Origin of the sequence: Paenibacillus sp. FSL K6-1217 (assembly GCF_045040735.1) — a bacterium.
In the GTDB taxonomy this organism is placed as follows: domain Bacteria; phylum Bacillota; class Bacilli; order Paenibacillales; family Paenibacillaceae; genus Paenibacillus_AQ.
On record NZ_CP150271.1, the window covers coordinates 5,324,017 to 5,344,858 of the forward strand.

Genomic DNA, 20,842 nt, shown 5'->3' on the forward strand with positions numbered 1-20,842 from the left:
TTATTGTTGATAGGCAGTAAAAAGCGCGAAGAGGCTTCCATGGGAACAATCACTTCTTCGCGCAGAGAGCGACTAAATAAGCTTATTTAAAATCAACAGGCGGGGACAAATGAAGAATTTGTGGGAGTTTGCCAGGATAAGCTTCTTGAAGCAATCCATAACCTACGCCACTCCAGCCAAGCATTAGACCGATAGCCTCCACTCCACGAGATACGCCTCCAGTCAGTCTATGTTTACTATAATATTCAAACAGCCTTCCAGAAAGATCAGATACTGCTGCATGTACTGTGGAGTTTTGATCTGAGAAATTGCTTAGGATCTCAAGTTGTCCGTAATCTCCGTGGCAAAACGAACGGTTATTATCCAGACCTAATTTGAGTGTAGTCTCAATCCCGGATTCAATTTCTGATTCAATCATAGTATCGTAATAGCCATTCTCGCGCAAAATGTGGCGGGAGAGCAGGATGCCTGGGGCTCCGTGGCACCAGGCTACGGAAAACTGATCCCGTCCAACAGATTTCCAATTCTTCGCATCCGGCACGTACATACTTCTCTCAAATAACAAACCCTGCTCAATGGTGCTTCGAACCGAATGATCGTCCATCAACTTGTTGAATTTGGCGAGTGCAGCCAGAATACCGGAGGAGCCATGTGCAAATCCGGTATAAAACTTTTGGTGGTATGGATCTCGCCAGGCGATGCCAGCAGGCATTATAGTCGCACTGTGTTGTAAATGCCGTACGCATCGTTCGGCAAGCTTAAGTATTTCTTTGTCCTGTTGCTGCTCATATAGGGATAATAGGACCATTAAGGCACCGGCAGTCCCTCCGGTAACATCGAATTGATCATCTGTCTCAATTAATTCTCCAAGCAGCGGCAGAAATTGCATTGCAGCCTGGAACCATTCGGGACGCTGTTGGTTAACTGATGCATGCTGAAGGAAATATAGATAGCTTGCGATTCCCGTAAATCCGCCCAGTTCTAAATAAGGTGTCCAATCTATATTTTGATTTTGCAGCTCATTCAGTGAATTGATTACCGTGTTTACGCACCGTATTGTAACATTCTCAAAACTTTTATCATCAGGAATCAGTTTCCCTAGATAGCTAAGGTAAAAACCAATGCCAGCTACACCGTTGTAGAAATCAAGATTAACAGGAGATATCGTCCAGGATATTTCGTCAATACCTTTAATCATCGTGCTAATCCAGCTAACATCCTCACTGCCCTCGGCGGTGATAGATTGTTCCATAACATATTGTCCTACTCTCCTGGAACAACTCAGAATGCTGCTTGCATCTACTTCTTCAATGGCAATCTGCCCGCTTTCTTTGCTCAAAACTAGCGAATCCTTGTGATGCTTTGCATTAAAAGAGGCCAGAATGGACATGCGTATGACATGAAGCTGCTCACCTAAATCGATATCCGATAAGGATTGGATTTTTTCATTAACTCTTGCTAAAGCTGACTTCTCAAAATAACCTTTGACTAGTATTTGATTTGTCAATTCCAAGTGTGTAGTGGAAGGTGATGATAGGAAATAGGGGATATCTCCGTCCAAAAGATCGAGTAACTCGCTTTGCACGACATCGTAGTTTGTATCTTGAATATTAGATTTCTCCAGTCTGCTCATGAAGACTTCCCGATCAACGGCATCTCGTAGGAAGTCTGGATGGTAACTTCGATTTAGCAACTGGGCGTAGATAGCCGTTGGCCTGATGATTGTTCTTACGGGACAACCCGTAAATATCGTTAAAAGTGCATTGTAAGATGTTTTGTCGCTATAAATAAGCCTGTACACGTTCCTGAAGCCATCCATAATGGATTCTAGATAATCAACAATTTCAACAGGAGCACCCTGTAGCTTAGGTACATTCTGGGCCCCTTGAATTTCAAAAGATTCTTTGGCCAAATGCATGTCATCACGAAAAGATTGCTTAATCTGATAGGCCTTAAAGGGTGCTTCTTGGGCATCTTTCCCGCTAAGTCCACTTAAGTCCAGCACGCGGTTACTATCTTTTTTTTCATAATACGAGTTAAAGGGAAGGATCCCAGTCGAATTAACAGATCTAGTCAATATGTAACGTGCTTTTGCCATAGCAGTATCTGTAGAAACTTCAATATGCTTGGTTTGATGGAACAGAGATTCCAAGTCAATTAAAATAGGATGATCTTTACATGCAATAATATTCTCGTGATGGAAATCTACTGCATCAATACTGTATAAAATAGCCAATAGTTGACCCAGACGAATATAGTAGTCATTCAGTTGCTCCAAGGATTCACAATCCTGATGCATTACAAAGTCAGACCATCCATAGTTCCCGCAATTTAATATTGAATTAGTAGCCAATGCTCTTAGCGGTTGTCTGAAGTTTACCCAACTCAAGATTTGTTGGAACTTAAGATCTACTTCATGGCTTCGGGGTTTGTAAACCAATTTTTTGTTTTCGAAAGTAATTATTGCTACCATCTTGCCTTTGTCATGGGAATCACCGAGTCCAAGATCTAGATCAATAATTCTTCCACGTACACCAAAAAGATCCTTTATTTGTTCTCCATCATTCTCAAGGCGTTTTAGAAGCTCTGCGACATTTCTCACCCAATAGTCAGTCTTTGTACATAGAATCCGGAGCAGGACTGGATATTCTTCAAAGAAGGAAAGTACATAAGCCCTATCATTAAGGAAACGGTCATTGAAGGTCACATATCTTTCTTCAGGAGTATTACCAGCTAACTGTTCTTGAACACGCAATACATTCAATTCAAGAATGAGTGTCTGATAGGATATTTGTAATAGTGTTTCTTTCAAATGGTATAGAGTCTTTTCTTTAACAGAATCAGGAAGCAATACCTGTTGTGAAGCAAGTTCTAGCTCGGCGACATATGCAAAACGTGTTAGCATGGCATCGAAGATAAGCGAATTGTTAAGTGTAGCATCAATAGATGCAGATTCATTATAAGTAGCAAAAAACTGTTCTTTTATATGCATCCAATGATTATAGTGACATGAAACGCTGGCATTCCATTCAACTGAGGCAGTTAAAGAGGACTTGGCAAGTGCTTCTACACCATCGTCTGTAAAGATTGAAATTGATCTATCAAGCCATTCTTGATCTTCATTAAACAAAGTGCGCCAATAAGCGGTCTTTTCCTTAACCTCTAGGTTGCTGGTAGTACCGATAACAGGTTGTCTTTCACTATATACAAAATATTTATTGTTCATATTTGAATACACCTACTTAAGGTATTTGTAATAGTTAAAATTCATGATTTTTCAATTTTGAAAATGGAAACGGACGGGTAACTAGAGACCCGTCCGAAATTTAAAATAATTTGATTAATTGCAGCTTGGCATACATTCTTTAGTGAGTGTACATGTCCAGCCATTGTTGCCAAGCGCACGGCTGATAAAGATGCTTGTACTTGTAGTTAAGGTGTTAGTATCCCAACCGCCGGCAAAATTCTGAAGATCTTCTTCTTTCAGCTCTGCCATCACATCACCGGAAGGATGGGCAACGGTACCAAGATTCTTTCTTGCCATCGGGTTTTTCCATGCAGATACCAGGTCATTGTTAAAAATCATACTTAATCTCTCCCTTTTACAGTTAGTAAAAAAATGGTAGACTTGGAATAACAAATATAGTATATTATTTTCTGGGAAGGATAGTCAACCCCTAATCTTACATAATTACAATAATTTGGAGAGGATGATTTTTTTGAAAAATTTACAGGTTCGCAATGAATTCCTGAAAACCAGTACTTCCGTAGGTGTAGTCAGCGAGGAAGAATTGAAAATGCTTACCGGAGGAACAGGTGATGTAAATCCAGAAACAGCTACGATTACAACATCTTCCTGGACTTGTATTACTGCAGGAGTTACGGTTTCAGCAGCTCTTTGCCCAACAACCAAATGCACTAGTCGTTGCTAAATTATTAATATAATTTTAATTCAGAGCAGTTTGAAACTGACTATCCTTATTATGTAAGAATCAGGGGAGTTACAAAGTAAATAAGAGATTGCAAGTGAGAGTTTTAGAGATTGCTCATCTATGGATATATTAATTTGTATTGAATGTGTAACATGGCTGCCGTAAAGCTTGTCTTTAAGGCAGCCTTCTTATTACATGGGTAAGGGATGATGATAATGATGATTGAAATTGAATCCGCGCTTAAACAGAGCGCTTATTTGCATGAGCTAGTCCCTTTTTTAAGTTTTTTACATAAAAATGGGGATACAGAGCTTGATCATAATATTTCTGAGAAGGCATTGCACAATAAATTACGCTCACTTCAACTGACTAAACAGGACTACGAACAATTAATACATCACTATCCGGATTTGCTAAAGAATCATTCTCCGAATTGGGTCAAAATTCTTGAAATAATAACAGCTTATGATCCAAAGGCTGTATTTAATATAAAATATGATCTGCCCCATAGATCTTTTATTACTTATTTCACTCCATTTATCTTGTACGTCCAGCATGAGTTCGAAGTGTTTTTTGAATCCTTGGCGCAGCAAAACTCTCAAATCGAGGACTTGATTGATATTGATCAGTATATGAAGAGCGTTATTGCCGTTATTCATAGCGACATTGATAAGCTATCCACCAAGATGTTGATAGCAGAACTTAATATTGCAAGATTAGAAGGGCGGTTGGAAGGTAATACCGGAGAGGAACGTTATATTTATTTTGTAGAACAGTATTTGGGTGACTCCAAAAATTTTGCTGAAATTTTTGAGGTATATCCGGTTCTGGGAAGAATTTTGTGTGACCGTATTGTTCAATTAATAGAGATACATAAGATGCTTGCGGACCGTTTTTTACAAGACTATGTATCCATAGAGGCCGTATTTGGTCTACATGCACCCTGCTTGATTGGAGTCAAAGGTGATTTGGGAGACTCCCACAAGAACGGACAAAGTGTTGAGATCATTGAGACAACTGCCGGAAAACTGGTTTATAAACCGCGCTCGCTCGCAATTGATGCTCATTTCACCGAAGTTGTAGAGTGGCTGAACCATAGTGGGGTGAAATACCCTTTGCGAACGGCCAAGGTGCTGGACCGTAAACAGTATGGATGGCAAGAGTTTATTACCTATAGCGGTTGTAATGATGAAGCGCAGGTTCAGCGATTCTTTTACAGACAGGGAATGAATGTAGCATTGCTGTATGCTTTCCGATCTGTCGATTTTCATAACGAGAATTTAATTGCCTCTGGTGAGTATCCAATACTAATTGATTTGGAGACTTTATTTAACAACCATGTTGATTTATTCAACAATCAGAATCAACTTCATATTACGGCGTTGGAATTGATGAATTCTGTATTGTCCTCGATGATGTTACCTGTCAAATTTAATCATGATCAGATAATCGATTACGATTTGAGTGGTATTGCGGGGAGAGGGGGACAGAAATCCAAGAAGGTTAAGGGATATACAATAGATAACTTTGGTACAGATGCTATGGTTTTTGCCGAAAAGGAACAATTAACACAGAATAAGCTGAATGTTCCAGATATCTATGGAACTGAAATTGAAATTTATAGCTATAAAGAATATTTGCTTGAAGGATTCCGTGACACCTACCATTCTATCGAAACCCATAAGGATAAATTCGAGTCTCTAATAGACCTCTTTGGTAGTGATGAAGTAAGGCATGTATTTAGGCCAACCCATGTGTATGGGAAATTTCTAGACGCTAGCACTCATCCTAAGTATATGCAAAGAGGGCTAGACCGAGAGAGCCTATTTGACTATATGTGGTCTATCACTGAATGGTCGGATCGAGCACATTTGTTTGTACGTTCTGAGATTAATGATTTGGTAAATCATGATATTCCATATTTTACTTTCTGCGCAGGCAACAAGCATCTATATGATAGTGCAGGCGAGGAATTTAAAGATTTTTACAACGAAAGCAGCATTACCTTAACGAAAGCCCGTATTCGTTCCTTCACCAAAGCGGATCGTCTTAAGCAAGAGAGATACATCTCTCTTTCAATGGCAACGCTAATTGATAATATATGGAACGAAAATTCGGGGCAATCCAATCCATTACCTTTGCTGATTTCACCGAGAGAAGAGGTTGAAGTTATCGCGGATAGAATATTAGACAATGCTTTGTATGATAAAAAAGGCAAAGGTCCGTTCTGGATTAGCACCAGCGTTGGCGATGAAGATGATATTTTTCTGTCACCGCTTCCTCCAGGTGTTTATGATGGTGTGGCAGGGCTAGCGATATTTTATGCACAAATGGGTGCATCCTTAAATTCTACGAAGTATGAGAAAGTCGCAAAATCTCTCCTGCATGAGATCATAAACGAGGAACAATACTGTCTGGACAATATGGAGTCCACCTCTGCCTTTTTTGGTATCGGTGCTTTTGTATACTTGTATTCTTACTTGGGCGGTTTGTGGGAGGACGCCACATTATTTAAGAGGGCTACAAATATGTTGCCTGTTATCGAGAAGCTCCTTCCGTTGGAAAAAGATATTGATATTATCAGAGGCCATGCTGGCCTGTTGAAGGTGTTAACTAACCTGTATCGTGCATATCCAGATGATGAAGTGAAGAGGGTCCTTCACAACTTGACGGATCAGTTATTGCTGGAACTCGGAAATGTAGTTCTTCAGGATGATCGTATGCGTTCTGCTGGATTTGCCCATGGTCTTAGTGGGATTGCCTTTTCTTTAGCACATGTCCAAAGTGTGCTTCCGTCATCTGAAATTGAGCGGACAGTTATAGAATTAATGCATATAGAGAACGAGTTTTATGTAGAAGATAGTCGGAAATGGCTGGACCTGCGGGAGAATAAACATGCACTGGCAGCCAATTATTGGTGTCATGGTTCGTATGGCATTTTGCTGGCCCGAGCGCATATTGGGTTTTTGCTGCCCAACATACCAAGAGAGCTTTTGCTTGTTGATCGTTTGTTGGAAGATGTATCTAAAGAACAAGAAGAGCCGATTGGACACTCCATGTGTCATGGCGAGCTGGGTAACCGCAATGTACTTATGGATGTTCGCAGTCTGGTTCCAGGGCTGAAACCGATCGATTCAGAGAAACGGATAGAAATTAAACGAGTACCGGAGCAACTATGGATGACCGGTATGCATCCTGACATTGAGTCACTCGGTCTATTTACCGGGCTTAGCGGAATTGCTTTAGGATTGCTCAGATTTATTGATCCCAAGATTCCATCGATTCTCTCGCTGGACATTCCGCTTCATGAGGTAGCTGTATGTTCATAAAGAGGACGCCGTTTGTGGAGCAAATGCTGCAGACGGAATGCGGAGTATGCTGCATTTCTATGGTTGCCGGAAGATATAGTGTACACAAGACTTTGAGAGAATTGAGAAATATGGCAGGTATAGGACGCGATGGTATCACGATGTACACCATGCGAAATATGGCCGTGCGGTTGGGTTTTGAAGCAAAGGTGTTCCGGGCTGAATTGCACCAGCTCGATAAGCTGCAATTGCCGGTAATTGTCCACTGGGAAGAAAACCATTATGTAGTGGTAGATAAAATAAGTAAAAACGGTGTGAAAATTATTGATCCGGCCGTGGGTAAACGTACGATATCCCATGAACAATTTAAGAAGAGCTATAATTCAATTGTATTGGAAATGATACCGACTGAACAGGTAGTTCCACAGAAAAAGGTATCCGCATGGGGAAAGTTCCTTAAATATTTGATGGAAATACCCAAGAAGGTGGCCATTGTCATCGTTATGGCTATTATCTATCAGTTAGGAACGCTTGGGATGCCTATCTTGGTTCAGTATCTTATCGACAATATTATTACAGCCAATAAAATTCAATTGTTATCTATCTTTATGTTAAGCGTAATAATGTTGACCATTGTACAGGGTTTTGTTCAATACTTTCGCGGCAAATTTATCATAGTACTCAATAATATGCTTGATAAAAGAATGATGCAGCACTTCTTTTCACATATCCTGCGACTTCCGTATCAATTTTTTCAATTAAGATCGTTTGGTGATTTACTATTTCGGGCCAGCAGCCTTCGAGTAATTAGAGAAATGTTGTCTTCGCGGCTTGTGTTAGGTCTGCTGGACTTCAGTGCAATTACTTTTATTATGATTTATATGCTTAACAAGTCTGTAGCTCTAACATTATTAGTTGTCGGATTATCATTGTTAAATGTACTAGTATTAATTTTTACCAAGCGCCGCTTGAAAGAGGTTAATCAAGACGAGATTTTGAAGACTTCCCAACTCCAGAGTTATCAAACTGAATTTTTATATGGGATCTTTGGGATTAAAACAGCAGGAATTGAGAAGGAGACATATAGCCGTTGGTCCTCTTTCCTCGATCAACTGATCTGTGCGTACAAGAATAAGGAAGGATTCATGAACTTGATTGCTTCAATTTCTGGTACTCTTCAAATGATGTCACCGCTTCTAGTATTATGGATCGGAGCCATGCTGGTATTCAATAATCAGCTCTCCTTAGGGGAATTGATCGCATTCTACTCGCTATCGAACAATTTCTTTAGTATGAGTGGTTCTATTGTGCAAACGGTCAATGCTGTTTTCATTACTGGAGCGTATCTTGAGCGTGTGCAGGATGTATTGGATGAACCGCTTGAACATAGCGATGATGACAAAGAGATTATTATGAATTTCAAGGGGAATATTCTCTTGGAAAATGTATCATTTCGTTACAGTGAGCACAGCGAATTGGTCGTAAAAGATATTAATCTAAATATCGCCTCTGGACAAAAAATAGCAATAGTCGGAAAGTCTGGCGCGGGAAAAAGCACGTTAGCTAAATTGATTCTCGGCTTGTATATGCCCTCCGAAGGAGCCATTTCTTTTGACGGCAAAGATATCCGCGATTTGAATTTAAGTGCACTGCGCAAACAGATCGGTGTTGTACCACAGGATGCCTCCCTATTTAATAGAAGTATTAAAGACAATATCTCTTTGTATAATGAAGATGTTAGTCTGGAAGAGATTCAAAACGTTACCAAGATGGCTGAGATATATGAGGACATTATCCGAATGCCCATGGGCTTCAATACGATGGTGTCGGAACTCGGTATGAATATCTCCGGAGGACAGCGGCAGCGGATTGCATTGGCAAGGGCACTTCTTAACAAGCCATCTGTCATATTACTAGATGAAGCCACTAGTTCATTAGACCACCAGAATGAGAAGAGGATAGATAGCTTTCTACGAGAGTTAAAATGTACCCGAATAGTCATTGCTCATAAGCTCACAACGATAATGGACTCGGACCTCATTATAGTGATGGAGGACGGGGGGATTGTAGCTCGAGGAATGCATCATGAATTGCTTGAAAAAAGCGAATTCTATGGAGAATTTTATGCAAAATTTCAAGAGAATACGTATGCGACGTATGAAGAGAGGGGAAGCATAATTTGAGAACATTAAAGAATCAAATAGCTTTTATACTATTCCTATTGTTCATATGCCTTTTCCTAAATCCTATAGAATCGGCAAATGCCGCTGAGGAGAGCAAGGCTCCAACAGATGTTGTATTTGTCCTACTGGACAAACCGGAACAAATCCAAAAGATAGATTTTCTTCTAATCAAGAGCCAACTTGAAGTGAAAAAAATTCAGGAGATTGGTTTCTTGCAATTGAAAGGTACTGCTGATCAGTTGGATAGCTGCTTGAAGGATTTCTCGGCTTATGTAGACTTCTCCTGGTATAAAGATCCTGGTGAATCAACAGAAGCTAAATTGTTTCAAAACAAAATTCCTTGGGATTTACACGGGATAGAAGAATTGAACGAGTATTTGTGGTATGCGGAAGCACAGACTAATAATTATGACACCTATAATATCCAAAAGGGTAACTCCAATGTTAAAGTTGCCCTTCTGGATAGCGGTGTGGACATGTTAAATGAGCAGGACGGACAAATTATTGTGACAGCGGACGGTTGGAACTATGTAGATGGCAATAATAATGTCCAAGATCAAAACGGGCATGGTACTCAAGTCGCTGGGATAGTTAATCTGTTGGCTCCAGACATAAGTGTTATTCCATATAAAATTATGAATAATGACGGAGGCAGCAGCTTCGATCTTCTCAGTGCTGTAGTAAAGGCAACCAATGACGGAAATCAAGTGATTAACATCAGTGCCGGAAGTTACATCCAATTAGATGAAGCAGGCCATATTTTGCTGGATGCCTATCAGCGCGCGGTAGATTATGCAGATAAAAATCAAGTTATAATCGTGGCGTCTGCTGGAAATCGTGGCATCAATGCTGATTCTGAGGGTATAACCAGTGAAGTACATGTCCCCAGTATGCTTGAACATGTCATTAGTGTAGGTGCGGTTACGAAAAGCAATCGCTTGGCCCCATATTCTAATTATGGAAATTATATTGATTTTGTGGCCTACGGTGGTTATTTTGGTGATAATTTCGATACAACAGGAGAGATAAATATAACAGATTTGATGTTAACCAGGTTCCCCACTATACTGCCTAATACGCCACTAGACAGTATATTAAATATTCCACAAGGTTATTCCCTTTCGTATGGAACAAGTTTGGCTGCTCCTCAGGTGTCAGCTACGGCAGCTCTGTTAATTTCAAATTATTATGACAAGCATCATCACTTTCCGGAAACTAATCTGATACTCCAACGTATGGAGCAAATGACCGTTGACCTTGGTGATCCGGGTTGGGATAATCAATTTGGTTATGGAAAGGTACTTTTAGAACGAGTCATTGAAATGGAAAACTGAACTAAGAGGGAGGAGTCAATAATGTATAAGTACGAATACGATTATGTATCAATTCCAGTAGGTATGGTGAGTGGGAAATTAAAGGAGGACTTCAGGCAAGTGATTGAGCGTTATGCAGCAGATGGCTGGAAGCTTCACAGCGTTGTTCCTATGCCTTTACTGGCTGGTGGGCAAGCATCTGTGCTAGAGCTTATTTTTGAACGTATAAAAGAATAACAGACATTAATAATACAGTTATCAAGCTGCGGGGTTATTAAGCTTCGCGGCTTTCTTGCGTGAAAGGTGTTGGCTTTGTTACAATATGAAATGAGACTTGATTTCCCGCTGTTTCCTGGTGAAATCGATAAGCTTTAATTATTTTAATTATATAGGGCTTTCTAAATTCGATTCAAGGAGTGACTTTCATGGGTAAAAAAGCAGACGGGAAAGTGCTCGCCCAGAACAAAAAAGCTTCCCATGACTATTTTATTGAGGACACCTACGAAGCTGGTTTGGTTCTTACAGGAACAGAGATCAAATCACTGCGTAATGGCCGCGCTAACATAGGGGATGCGTTCGCAACGATCCGTAATGGCGAAATTCATATCCACAACATGCATATCAGTCCTTTTGAACAGGGGAACCGCGCCAATCCTACCGACCCGACGCGCACACGTAAGCTGCTTATGCATAAGGAGCAGATACACAAGCTGCTGGGCTCGTCCAAACGGGATGGCTTCACTATTGTGCCGCTCAAGATTTATGTTCGCAATGGCTACGCCAAGCTGCTGATCGGTCTAGGTAAAGGTAAGAAGGAGTATGACAAAAGGGATTCTGCCGCGAAGCGTGACGCTCAACGTGATATCCAGCGTGTGCTGCGTGACAAGCAGAAGATCGCCCGTTAGGCAGGAAGTTATGATAGCGCCCAATTGTTCCAGATTCGACCTTCAATTCCTTTAACCCACGTGTTAAAGTGTTGATAAATGTGCTATACTGTGTAAGTAGATTTTTTGCTTCTGAACAGCCATCTTGAGTAAGATCGCTGTGTACCGGATCAGCATTTATGCTTGTCATTGATCCGTTAATCCGAAGCGCCCTTTCTAATGAGGGGCCGTTCTTGGATTCGACGGGGATAGTTCGAGCATGAGTAGCGAGTAGTGGGGACGCGTCCGCTTCATCAACGCTAAAGCCTATTAAACGGCAAACAACAAAACAACTACGCTTTCGCAGCCTAAGAAACTGTGTGCGTGCTTCTACTCTGCATCGTCCATGTGACAGGGCTAGGGGCTAACAAATAGTGGAATACGCTGTCTCATCTCCGCCTGGGGTGAGCTGAAGAAGATAATCAGGCTGACCCGAAGGGGACCCGGTTACGGGGGGCTTCTAGGGTGACATCAAAACTGTAACTACACTCGTAGAAGCTTATGTGCCGTTATCTTCGGACAGGGGTTCGACTCCCCTCGGCTCCATATGGAGTACAAGTAGAAGACACCTTATCAGGTGTCTTTTTTCATGCCTGAGGATGTATTATTAATTCCCTAGAATATAACAAGCCGTCTCCCTTGGATGGCTAAGAGGAAAATGATGACCATAGGGAACAACATCAACCTTACCAAGATGTAATGGAGCGGAATAGCGCCGATCTTGATCTCCCCAAATAATATTAAGATTAGACCTCGGTACTTTGGTGAAATCACTCTGATAGTTTTTCAATAGAAAACGGTTGAGCTGAAGAGTTGTATTTAAAATTCTAGGCGAAGTAAAGCTGCTGCGTACTTTTGCAATATAATGTTTCGGAATGCTCTCCGTATGTTCAAATAGACCCTGACCCATTAAATAACGTTCTAATGAATTAGCCGTTGCTAACTTCATTACCCATTTGTTCAACAATGGAGGAGCATGAAACGATTTGGAATTTTTTTTCGTAACAGGTGGCTGAAGTAAAGTAATAGTATTATTAGTATCTAGGTACTCTCGCCCTAACGCTTCCAGCAGAATAACCGCTCCGAAGGAATGGCCAATCCAATGTGCACCATGGGTAGCTGTTCCAGATAACTCCTTTACTACATTTAAATAGAGATCTAGAAGAGTTGTCTCTTGCTTAAAAGGGGAGCGTCCTAAACCTGGAAGATCTGGAATCCATACCGGTTGACCCGTTTTTTCATGAAGCTCTTGCCCTAAAGGAAATAAATCGGCTCCATCACTGAGCAAACCGTGGAATAAAATAAATGGCCTACCCTCTCCTTGTATTTGATACATCACAGTGTTTCCGATTAATGTTCGTTCATAAGCACGATTATGCTGGTCATTTGGGTACATCAGGCGATAGTCCAAATCTGCTACTACGGCCGGGAAAAAATTCATTACACTCGTCTTAGTAAACCAATCTTCTCGCATGACTTTTTTTGATTGATCATTTGAAAAGGTTCTATTTGTAATAAAATTCAGTCCATCTGATGGAATTTGTGTGATTTTACTTATCCCGCCTTTCATAATTGCCTTCATGAAGCGAAGGGGCACAGAGATTGTAGGTGCGGCCATATTCATACTTTCTGACATAATGCCTAATAATTCAGATATATCCGGGTCCAGCGGTTGGTCTGGAACAAGTGTATAGGTTTGAATAGACGATGGCTCCTGCTTAACAACCTGAACGATAAACTTCGCCAGCGCATCGTTTGCAATTAGCGGTAATTTATACCCTTTGCCTCCAGGAATAACGGGCATCAGCCCTCTTCGCATACTCGCCACAAGCAAGCCTAAGCCGGCTACTTGCTCCGTACTCCCTGTTGTACTGCTGCCGACTACGGTTGGCGGGTTAATAACAGATAGCGGATAACCTATAGCGGATGCCTGCTGGCGAATATACAGATCTGCTAGAAATTTTGTTCGTTCATACGGATTCTTTATTTTCAAATAGTCGTGCCCTTCTTGGAACACATCAATCGCAACCTTGCTATTAGTATCATCAAAGGGGCTCATATATCCAACGACATGAATAAATTGCTGCAAACCCTTCAACTGATGGATACGTTTAGCGAATTGACCGATATGCTTGGCACCATTTAAAAATACAGAGGTTGCTTCCTGCGTTGTCGCTTGAATATCCATTTGTCCGCCAGCGTGAATAATAACATCCGTGCGTAGTACCCTCTCCTTATCTTCATCACTTAGACCTAAATCTGGTTTCGTCAAATCACCTTCAATAAAGTGCATCGCTGCCTCGTTGAGAATACCTTTTTCCTGAAAAGCACGTGTTGCTTTACCTTTCGACCTCACTAAAAGAAAAATTATAACCTCCTCTGTAAGAAGCTCCTCCACGAGTTGCCTCCCGATAAAGCCTGTTCCACCTGTTAAAAATATAGTCCTCATGTCATCCGTTCTCCTTTTTAGTACTTAATAGTACTAATTATGTGTAAAAAAAATGCTTCTCTATCGAAGCAAGTTGAAAAAGTGGCTAGCTGTTCTCGTGATCACCGTTGCATCCTTCAATGTCTCTGCAAGAAACAGCGCTCCTTCAAGATTCGTGATAAAAAGTGCCGCTACCTCGTCAATATGAATCGTATCTCTAAACTCGCCTTTTTCTGCTCCTTGCTTAAGTAAAAGAGAAATTTTCATTTGTAATCCTGTGAAAAAGAGACCTATTTTTTCTTTGATGTGCGTAGCTTGTGCCGGAGTTTGAATATAAAGCGTAATAAACGGACAGCTCCCCTTATACTCTCTGGACTGAACTCCCTGCGATAAATGCTCTAGAAACATCTGGACACGCTCTTCAACGGATAATTGGTTCTGGGAAAGGATTTCATCCATTGCGCGCTCATACGTTTCAATCCAATAATCCACGACCCCTGCTAACAACTCTTCCTTATCAGCGAAGTGATAATACACATTCGATTTTGATACTTTGCTCACACGAACTAATTCATCCATGCTGGTATAAGCAAATCCCTTTTCTAAAAATAAGGCTGCCGCGACTTCAAGCACACGTTTTTGATTCATTACTTTTATCTTTGTCATAACTAGAACTATACAGTACTAATTCGAGCGTTGCAAGTAGGAGGATAAATATGATTATTTACGATCTACTCTTGGTTATTATGCGAATCAACTTCTAAAGTTAGGCGGGAACTGAATCTGGTTTAGAATTTAATACCTGTTATGATATAATATTAGTAATTATTTAACCGGAGGTGTCCAAGATGCGATGGGATGAAGTTCAGGAGCGTTTTCCAAATGAATGGGTCGTTCTTGAGGCGACTAAGGCTTACTCTAAGGAGGGCCGGCGTTTTATTGAAGAGATGTCTGTGATCGACTCCTATGAGGACTCCACCAAAGCATTGAAGCGGTATAGTGAATTACACCAGGAAGACCCTCACAGAGAGTATTGTTTCTTTCACACCTCCCGTCCTGAGGTTGTAGCGCGAGAACGATATGTCGGGATTAGAGGGCCCAGATGAATATAACAGAAATCTATGGTCTTCCCTTCGTGAGCATGACTGTTGTGTTCAGAGGGAGAGAATTAAAGCTGGAGAAGGTATTACTTGACACAGGCTCTGCCAGTACGCTTTTGAACGCGGACATCGTGCAGGAGATTGGTATGGTTCCTGAAGGGAATGATGTCGTTGATATTATACGAGGTGTAGGTGGTGTGGAGTATGTTTACACCAAATACCTGAACTTAATTATAGTCGATGAAGCAATACTTAATGATTTTCAAGTGGAAATCGGGAATATGGATTATGGCATGGAAATCGATGGTATCCTCTGTTTTAACTTCTTGAAACAAGCTGGGGCCGTGATTGACACTGGGGAAATGCAATTGAAAATTAATGTTTGCTAAACAGCTATCTCATACATTTTCAGTAGCAAATTCCGCCGTATTGTAGCGATGCAAGTTCTCCCCCAGCCTCATCGTACTCTCAGTGAGATCGCCTTCTTAAGGTGGTCTTTTTATTTTTGGAAGATGTTCTAACTATATGCTTTATCGTGTACAATATTTGTTTCTAATATATTTATGCTTTATAATTGTAGGCTACTATGCACCCTGTCAGGAGGAAATGATGAATTTTATTAAAGAGCACCTTGCAGGATATGGCGTGAGCGAGCAAATGAGTGTGTATCTCTCAAACATCATTATGGTATTATGTATTGCTTTGCTCTCTGTAGTGGCTAATCTTGTAGCCAAAAAAATCGTACTGAAGATCATCATCCATATTATTAATAACAACCGGTATACGTGGGATAATTTCTTTTTGGAGAAAAAAGTGTTCCACAAGCTGTCGCATCTTGCTCCGGCCTTTATCATCTATTACGCTGCGCCTATTTTTCCGCTGTATCAGTCTTTCATTGTAAAATTCGCCTTAGCTTATATGATTATCGTAATGATCACGGTGTTTAATGCACTATTTGATGCCATCGATGCTATTTATCGGACGTATGAAGTGTCCAAGATTAGGCCGATCAGGGGCTACATCCAGGTTGCGAAGATTATTCTGTATATTATTGGTGCGATTGTGGTCATTTCTAACCTTATGGGTCAGAATCCGCTTATTCTTCTTAGTGGGCTGGGGGCGTTATCCGCTGTTCTTATGCTAGTCTTCAAGGATTCGATTTTGGGCCTCGTGGCAGGGGTTCAACTATCCTCTAACGATATGGTTCGTGTGGGTGACTGGATTGAAATGCCTAAATATAATGCTGACGGCAATGTCATAGATATTACGCTTAATACGGTAAAAGTAATGAATTTCGATAAAACCATTACGATGATTCCAAGCTATGCTTTGATCTCAGACTCTTTTAAAAATTGGCGGGGCATGGAAGCTTCCGGCGGCAGAAGGATGAAACGAAGTGTCTGTATTGATACGAGCAGCATATGCTTCTGTACCAAAGAAATGATTGAGGAGTTCCGGAAGGTACACTACCTTAGCGATTATGTCACGACAAGATTAGATGAAATTAACGCTTATAATATCGAGCATCATATCAATATGGAGAGCAAGGTTAATGGGAGACAGCTAACGAACATTGGAGTGTTCAGAGAATATGTCCAAGAATATCTGCGCAATCATCCCAAAATTCATAAGGATATGACGCTCATTGTCAGACAGTTAGAAGCAGGAGACAGCGGACTGCCCTTGGAAATTTATGCGTTCAGCAATGAAACAACCTGGGGTGTGTATGAATCGGTCCAGTCTGATATCTTTGATCACATTTTTGCAATTATCCCTCTGTTTGGACTTCGTGTTTTTCAGAACCCTACGGGCCAGGATATTGTTAATTTAAAAGAGAGAAGGGAGTATTCGGCGGGGTACTGAGGACATGACTGCAGCCGTTGAAGCTTGTGTGCTGTTAACTTCGGGCATGGTTGATCTCTCGGCTCTAGCACTAGAGAAGGAGGAAAAAGCGGCCTCAAATGGCCGCTTTTTCCTTGCTCATATCCGTAATTGGTTATCAAACATTCTGAACAATGATTTGGAGGAAAAATTCGTAGGCCGTTGCAGAAGATTGGTGGAACGTAGTCAGGACATTGGCTGGGCAACCTTTTCCGAATAAAGAATGAAGCAGCCTTCCTTTAGTGTATAATAAAGCAAATTGAAGCCCTATCCCTGTCCCTGGATCCGAACGGACAGGAAGCTAAGGAGGAATCGTTGTGGCCAGCATCAGACAGAGAATTGTTCCGCATCTTTGGTATGACAAGGAGGCGGCAGAAGCCGCCCGCTTTTACGCTTCTGTGTTTCCGGATTCCAAGGTTACGAGTGTGAACACCATTCATGATACGCCATCCGGCGATGCGGGTCAGGTCTCTTTTGAGGTCTGGGGGCAGCCGTTCATGGCGATTAGTGGGGGGCCGTATTTCAAGCTGAATCCGTCGGTGTCTTTCTTTGTGAATTTTGATCCCTCAAGGGAAAAGGATGCAGCAGAGAGATTAGATGAGGTGTGGAACAAGTTAGCGGAAGGCGGCACCGCCCTGATGCCGCTCGGCAAGTATCCATTCAGTGAGCGGTACGGCTGGATTCAGGATAAGTTCGGAGTGTCCTGGCAGCTGATTCTAACGAACCCGGCAGGGGAGGAGCGGCCTGCAATTATTCCTTCCTTGTTGTTCGTCGGGGATCAGTGCGGGAAGGCGGAAGAAGCGATGTCCTTCTACTTATCCGTATTCAAGGATTCGCGGCAAGGTCTTCTTACCCGCTACCCGGCAGGCTCTGCGCCGGATCAGGAAGGAACGATTATGTTCGCGGATTTCATGCTGGAGAACCTGTGGTTCACGGTAATGGACAGTGCGCATAATCATCAGTTCAGCTTCAATGAAGCCGTCTCCTTCATGGTATCTTGCGATTCTCAGGAAGAGATTGACTACTATTGGGACAAGCTGTCCGCAGTTCCTGAAGCCGAGCGATGCGGCTGGCTGAAGGATGCCTTCGGCATCTCCTGGCAGATTATTCCGGCGGAGATGAATGAGATGATGAAGAAGGGCACGCCGGAGCAGCTGGCGCGTGTGACGAAGGCTTTTCTGCAGATGAAGAAGTTCGAGCTTGCGGAGCTACGTAAGGCCTATAAGGGAGAATAAGAGCGGCAACTTGCTGGAATACCAACACAAGCGATAAGGAACAACTCCTTATCGCCTTTTTGCGTGCTATTACATCGTCCCCCCGCCATCCTCCGCCCGGTACTTCTTCCGGTACTGGGCCGGGGTCATGCCGTACACCTTCTTGAAGCTGGAATAGAAGGTGTTCAGGGACGAGAAGCCGAAATGCTGGACGATGGGCTCGATCGGGGAGTCGGAGGCAATGAGCTCCTGGCAGATGAAGGTCAGCCGCTTCTCCGATATTTTGTCGGTGATGGACTGGTTGGTCTCTGCTTTGTATAGGCTGCGGAAATAATTGACCGACAAGCCCAGGTGATCGGCCAGCATGGTGGCAGACAGATTCGGATCGGTGAGATGACTCTCCATGAACTGGTCCACCTGTGAGATCAGGGCGATATTCTTGGATTGGCTGCGGGCGGCTGCAATGTCTTCGAGCGTCTTGGTAATTAAGGCCTCCATCCAAGGCGTGACGTTATCTATGGTCTCCTGCTGGATGATCTGCTTCTCGATGGACGTTAGCCCCCACGAGCTGGGCAGCGGCTGAGCGGAATGCTCCTGGATGAGCCGGCGGATGTTCATGAACAAGGTGATGAGGGACATTTTGCATTCAAAATATGGCAGTTCCCGCAGCTTCACTACCGCGGAGCGCAAGACCTCCAGAATGACGGGGGCCTCCCCCTTGAGAATGGCCTGGGCAATCTGCCGCTCCTGGCTCACAGGCAAATGATACAGTTCCCCGGGCGCATCCGGCAGCCATGCCTTGACGATAAGCGAGCGGTGTCCGAAGCGGAACCGTTCTTGCGTCAGCTCATACGTCTCCAGATATACCTCATGCATGTCGGTTAAGCCCGGCAGGGTCCGGCCCCAGGCAATGGTGGTGCCCACGGACAAATATTGCTGGATTAATTGCTGGGAGCCTTGCAGCTCCTTCACGAATTCCTCGGATAAGGGGGCCGATAAGATGACAGCCACGTGGTCGTCTCCCATATCTACCGTTTGCAGCTTGTGCCTGGACGCTTGCAGCGACTCTTGAATGATATTGGACATGGCGAACCGCAGCAGGCGCCGGTCCTTCTCCGGGTATACTCCCGAGAATTCCGCGAAGTGGTCGATCCGGAAGATCGCTACGGATAGCTGATCTGTCGGCAGATCAATCCCCCATTCCAGGAATTGAGCGCTGATCTCCTCTGCCGAGTGGTAAGTCTCCCCCAGAAAATCCCTTAGGAATCGCTCTCGGCCCAGAAATTTATTATGCCGCCACTGCTCGGTCAGCTCATGAATCTGATTATGCTGCGATATAAAGACACTCGACAGGTACTCCAGTTCATTGGCGTTCGCTCCAAGGCCGGGCTTCTCCGCCTGATGCTGCCGCATGACCCGGCTGATCAGCTCCTGAATGGGCGAGTATACCCGTTTGGAGATTAGAATAATCACCGCCAGGGAGGCCGCGAACAAGACGAGGAACAGGATCAGACTGGTATTTCGCAGGACTGTGATTTTGCCCAGGATGGCGGACTTCGGTATCATCTCAATGAAGGTCCAATCCTGGATGCCCTTGATCGAGGAGTCGGCATACACCACCAGCTTCTCCCCCTGGCCATAGGGCTGGAACAGCTTCCAGCCGCTGGCGCCCTTCATTCCGTGACTCCGGAGCTCTGCAATCTGCTGCGGACTCATGGCCGTGCTGCTGAAGATCGTCTCGTCCCGGTCATTCAGCACGGTGATGGACCTGCTGGCGAAGTTTGAATTGTTCTGAAGCAGGGTCATGAGATTATCCGTATCCACATTCATGACGAACGCAGAGATGGAACTGCCTTTTTCATAAAATCTGACAATGGTCAGCACGTCTTTGGGTGTATTCCCGGTAAGAGGGAGGGACAAGGTTCGCGGAATGAGCACGCTATGGTTCACTATATCCGGGTCACGTAAGCGCTTAAGTATATCCTGATCGTAAAAAGCGGCGGTATCATTTAACCCAAGCCTGGAGTCAACAACCGTATTCGTGTAATCGTTAATGAGGTAGACAGAATCAATGGAGGGATTGGCGTTCTTAATGTCCATCAGCTGGCTCCATACCCCATAGGTTTCGAAATCGCTGTAATGATCTGAAAGCGCATACACCTTAAGTGCGCTGTCATTGCTGGAGGAGAAGCTGAAATCAAGCGCCCATTCCATCAGCCGCGACGTATTCCGGGCCCCGTTCACGAGGAGGGATTCCGAATGATCTCCGATCTCGTGCAGCAGGGTCTTGGAGGATTGCCCATAGAGCAGTACGAAGGATACCCCCAGTACCAGAACGTTCGCACTGACAAAATAAAAAATAAGCTTCATATAAGTAGGGTGCCGCTTCAGCGATGCGAAGAGTGGTTGTCTGAATTTCATGGCGCTAAGAACCTCCGTAATCATAACTGCCCGGCTCGTAATAAGTAGGTTTATTATAGCATAACGTGCAATTTCGTCTGCCAAATCGTTTGTTTTCGGAAGAGTGTTGTTTTTGGGAAGGCGGTAAATCTGCGCTTGC

General features: G+C 43.1%; 15 protein-coding genes and 1 other RNA gene. 11 read left to right on the top strand and 5 right to left on the bottom strand.

The annotated features are described in order from the left end of the window. Positions 1-82 precede the first annotated feature (82 nt). Entirely contained in the window at positions 83-3,226 is a 3,144-nt protein-coding gene (locus MHH28_RS23655) for a type 2 lanthipeptide synthetase LanM family protein (RefSeq protein WP_405106061.1), read from the bottom strand. 114 nt (positions 3,227-3,340) lie between these two features. Further along, on the bottom strand, positions 3,341-3,586 hold the full coding sequence (locus MHH28_RS23660; RefSeq protein WP_405106063.1) for a plantaricin C family lantibiotic: 246 nt from the start codon (positions 3,584-3,586) through the stop codon (positions 3,341-3,343). A gap of 133 nt (positions 3,587-3,719) precedes the next feature. Between MHH28_RS23660 and MHH28_RS23665 the strand changes: the two genes are divergently transcribed. The 7 genes from MHH28_RS23665 to ssrA all read left to right on the top strand — a co-directional run bounded on the left by MHH28_RS23665 (position 3,720) and on the right by ssrA (position 12,208). Next, a complete protein-coding gene (locus MHH28_RS23665) occupies positions 3,720-3,932 on the top strand; it encodes a class II lanthipeptide, LchA2/BrtA2 family (protein ID WP_405106065.1) in 213 nt (70 codons plus the stop codon). A gap of 215 nt (positions 3,933-4,147) precedes the next feature. Beyond that, positions 4,148-7,261, top strand: a complete 3,114-nt coding sequence (locus tag MHH28_RS23670) for a type 2 lanthipeptide synthetase LanM family protein (RefSeq protein ID WP_405106067.1) — start codon at positions 4,148-4,150, stop codon at positions 7,259-7,261. A 14-nt stretch (positions 7,262-7,275) separates the two neighbouring features. Continuing rightward, a complete protein-coding gene (locus MHH28_RS23675; protein WP_405106069.1) occupies positions 7,276-9,423 on the top strand; it encodes a peptidase domain-containing ABC transporter in 2,148 nt (715 codons plus the stop codon). After that, positions 9,420-10,757, top strand: coding sequence for a S8 family peptidase (locus MHH28_RS23680; RefSeq protein WP_405106071.1), 1,338 nt, complete (start codon positions 9,420-9,422; stop codon positions 10,755-10,757). The genes MHH28_RS23675 and MHH28_RS23680 overlap by 4 nt, the downstream gene beginning before the upstream one ends. Before the next feature lie 21 nt (positions 10,758-10,778). Then, positions 10,779-10,973 (top strand): DUF4177 domain-containing protein, encoded by a 195-nt coding sequence (locus MHH28_RS23685; protein WP_405106073.1) that lies wholly within the window; start codon positions 10,779-10,781, stop codon positions 10,971-10,973. Between the two features lie 188 nt (positions 10,974-11,161). Continuing rightward, positions 11,162-11,641, top strand: a complete 480-nt coding sequence (gene smpB / locus MHH28_RS23690) for an SsrA-binding protein SmpB (protein ID WP_039296783.1) — start codon at positions 11,162-11,164, stop codon at positions 11,639-11,641. A 202-nt stretch (positions 11,642-11,843) separates the two neighbouring features. Beyond that, positions 11,844-12,208, top strand: a transfer-messenger RNA (tmRNA) gene (ssrA, locus tag MHH28_RS23695). A gap of 58 nt (positions 12,209-12,266) precedes the next feature. Here ssrA and MHH28_RS23700 read toward each other — a convergent pair. Beyond that, positions 12,267-14,108 (bottom strand): alpha/beta fold hydrolase, encoded by a 1,842-nt coding sequence (locus tag MHH28_RS23700; RefSeq protein ID WP_405106076.1) that lies wholly within the window; start codon positions 14,106-14,108, stop codon positions 12,267-12,269. Positions 14,109-14,168: 60 nt separating this feature from the next. Then, positions 14,169-14,735, bottom strand: a complete 567-nt coding sequence (locus MHH28_RS23705; protein WP_405117227.1) for a TetR/AcrR family transcriptional regulator — start codon at positions 14,733-14,735, stop codon at positions 14,169-14,171. A gap of 454 nt (positions 14,736-15,189) precedes the next feature. On the opposite strand from MHH28_RS23705, the gene MHH28_RS23710 reads away from it, so the two are divergent. The 4 genes from MHH28_RS23710 (at position 15,190) to MHH28_RS23725 (ending at position 18,303) form a co-directional block, all read left to right on the top strand. Next, positions 15,190-15,576, top strand: a complete 387-nt coding sequence (locus MHH28_RS23710) for an aspartyl protease family protein (RefSeq protein WP_405106078.1) — start codon at positions 15,190-15,192, stop codon at positions 15,574-15,576. Positions 15,577-15,796: 220 nt separating this feature from the next. After that, entirely contained in the window at positions 15,797-17,050 is a 1,254-nt protein-coding gene (locus MHH28_RS23715) for a mechanosensitive ion channel family protein (RefSeq protein ID WP_405106079.1), read from the top strand. Positions 17,051-17,054: 4 nt separating this feature from the next. After that, positions 17,055-17,288, top strand: coding sequence for a hypothetical protein (locus MHH28_RS23720; RefSeq protein WP_405106081.1), 234 nt, complete (start codon positions 17,055-17,057; stop codon positions 17,286-17,288). A 97-nt stretch (positions 17,289-17,385) separates the two neighbouring features. Continuing rightward, on the top strand, positions 17,386-18,303 hold the full coding sequence (locus MHH28_RS23725; protein WP_405106083.1) for a VOC family protein: 918 nt from the start codon (positions 17,386-17,388) through the stop codon (positions 18,301-18,303). Positions 18,304-18,372: 69 nt separating this feature from the next. On the opposite strand, the gene MHH28_RS23730 is transcribed toward MHH28_RS23725, so the two are convergent. Then, entirely contained in the window at positions 18,373-20,703 is a 2,331-nt protein-coding gene (locus tag MHH28_RS23730; protein ID WP_405106085.1) for an AraC family transcriptional regulator, read from the bottom strand. Positions 20,704-20,842: the final 139 nt, after the last annotated feature.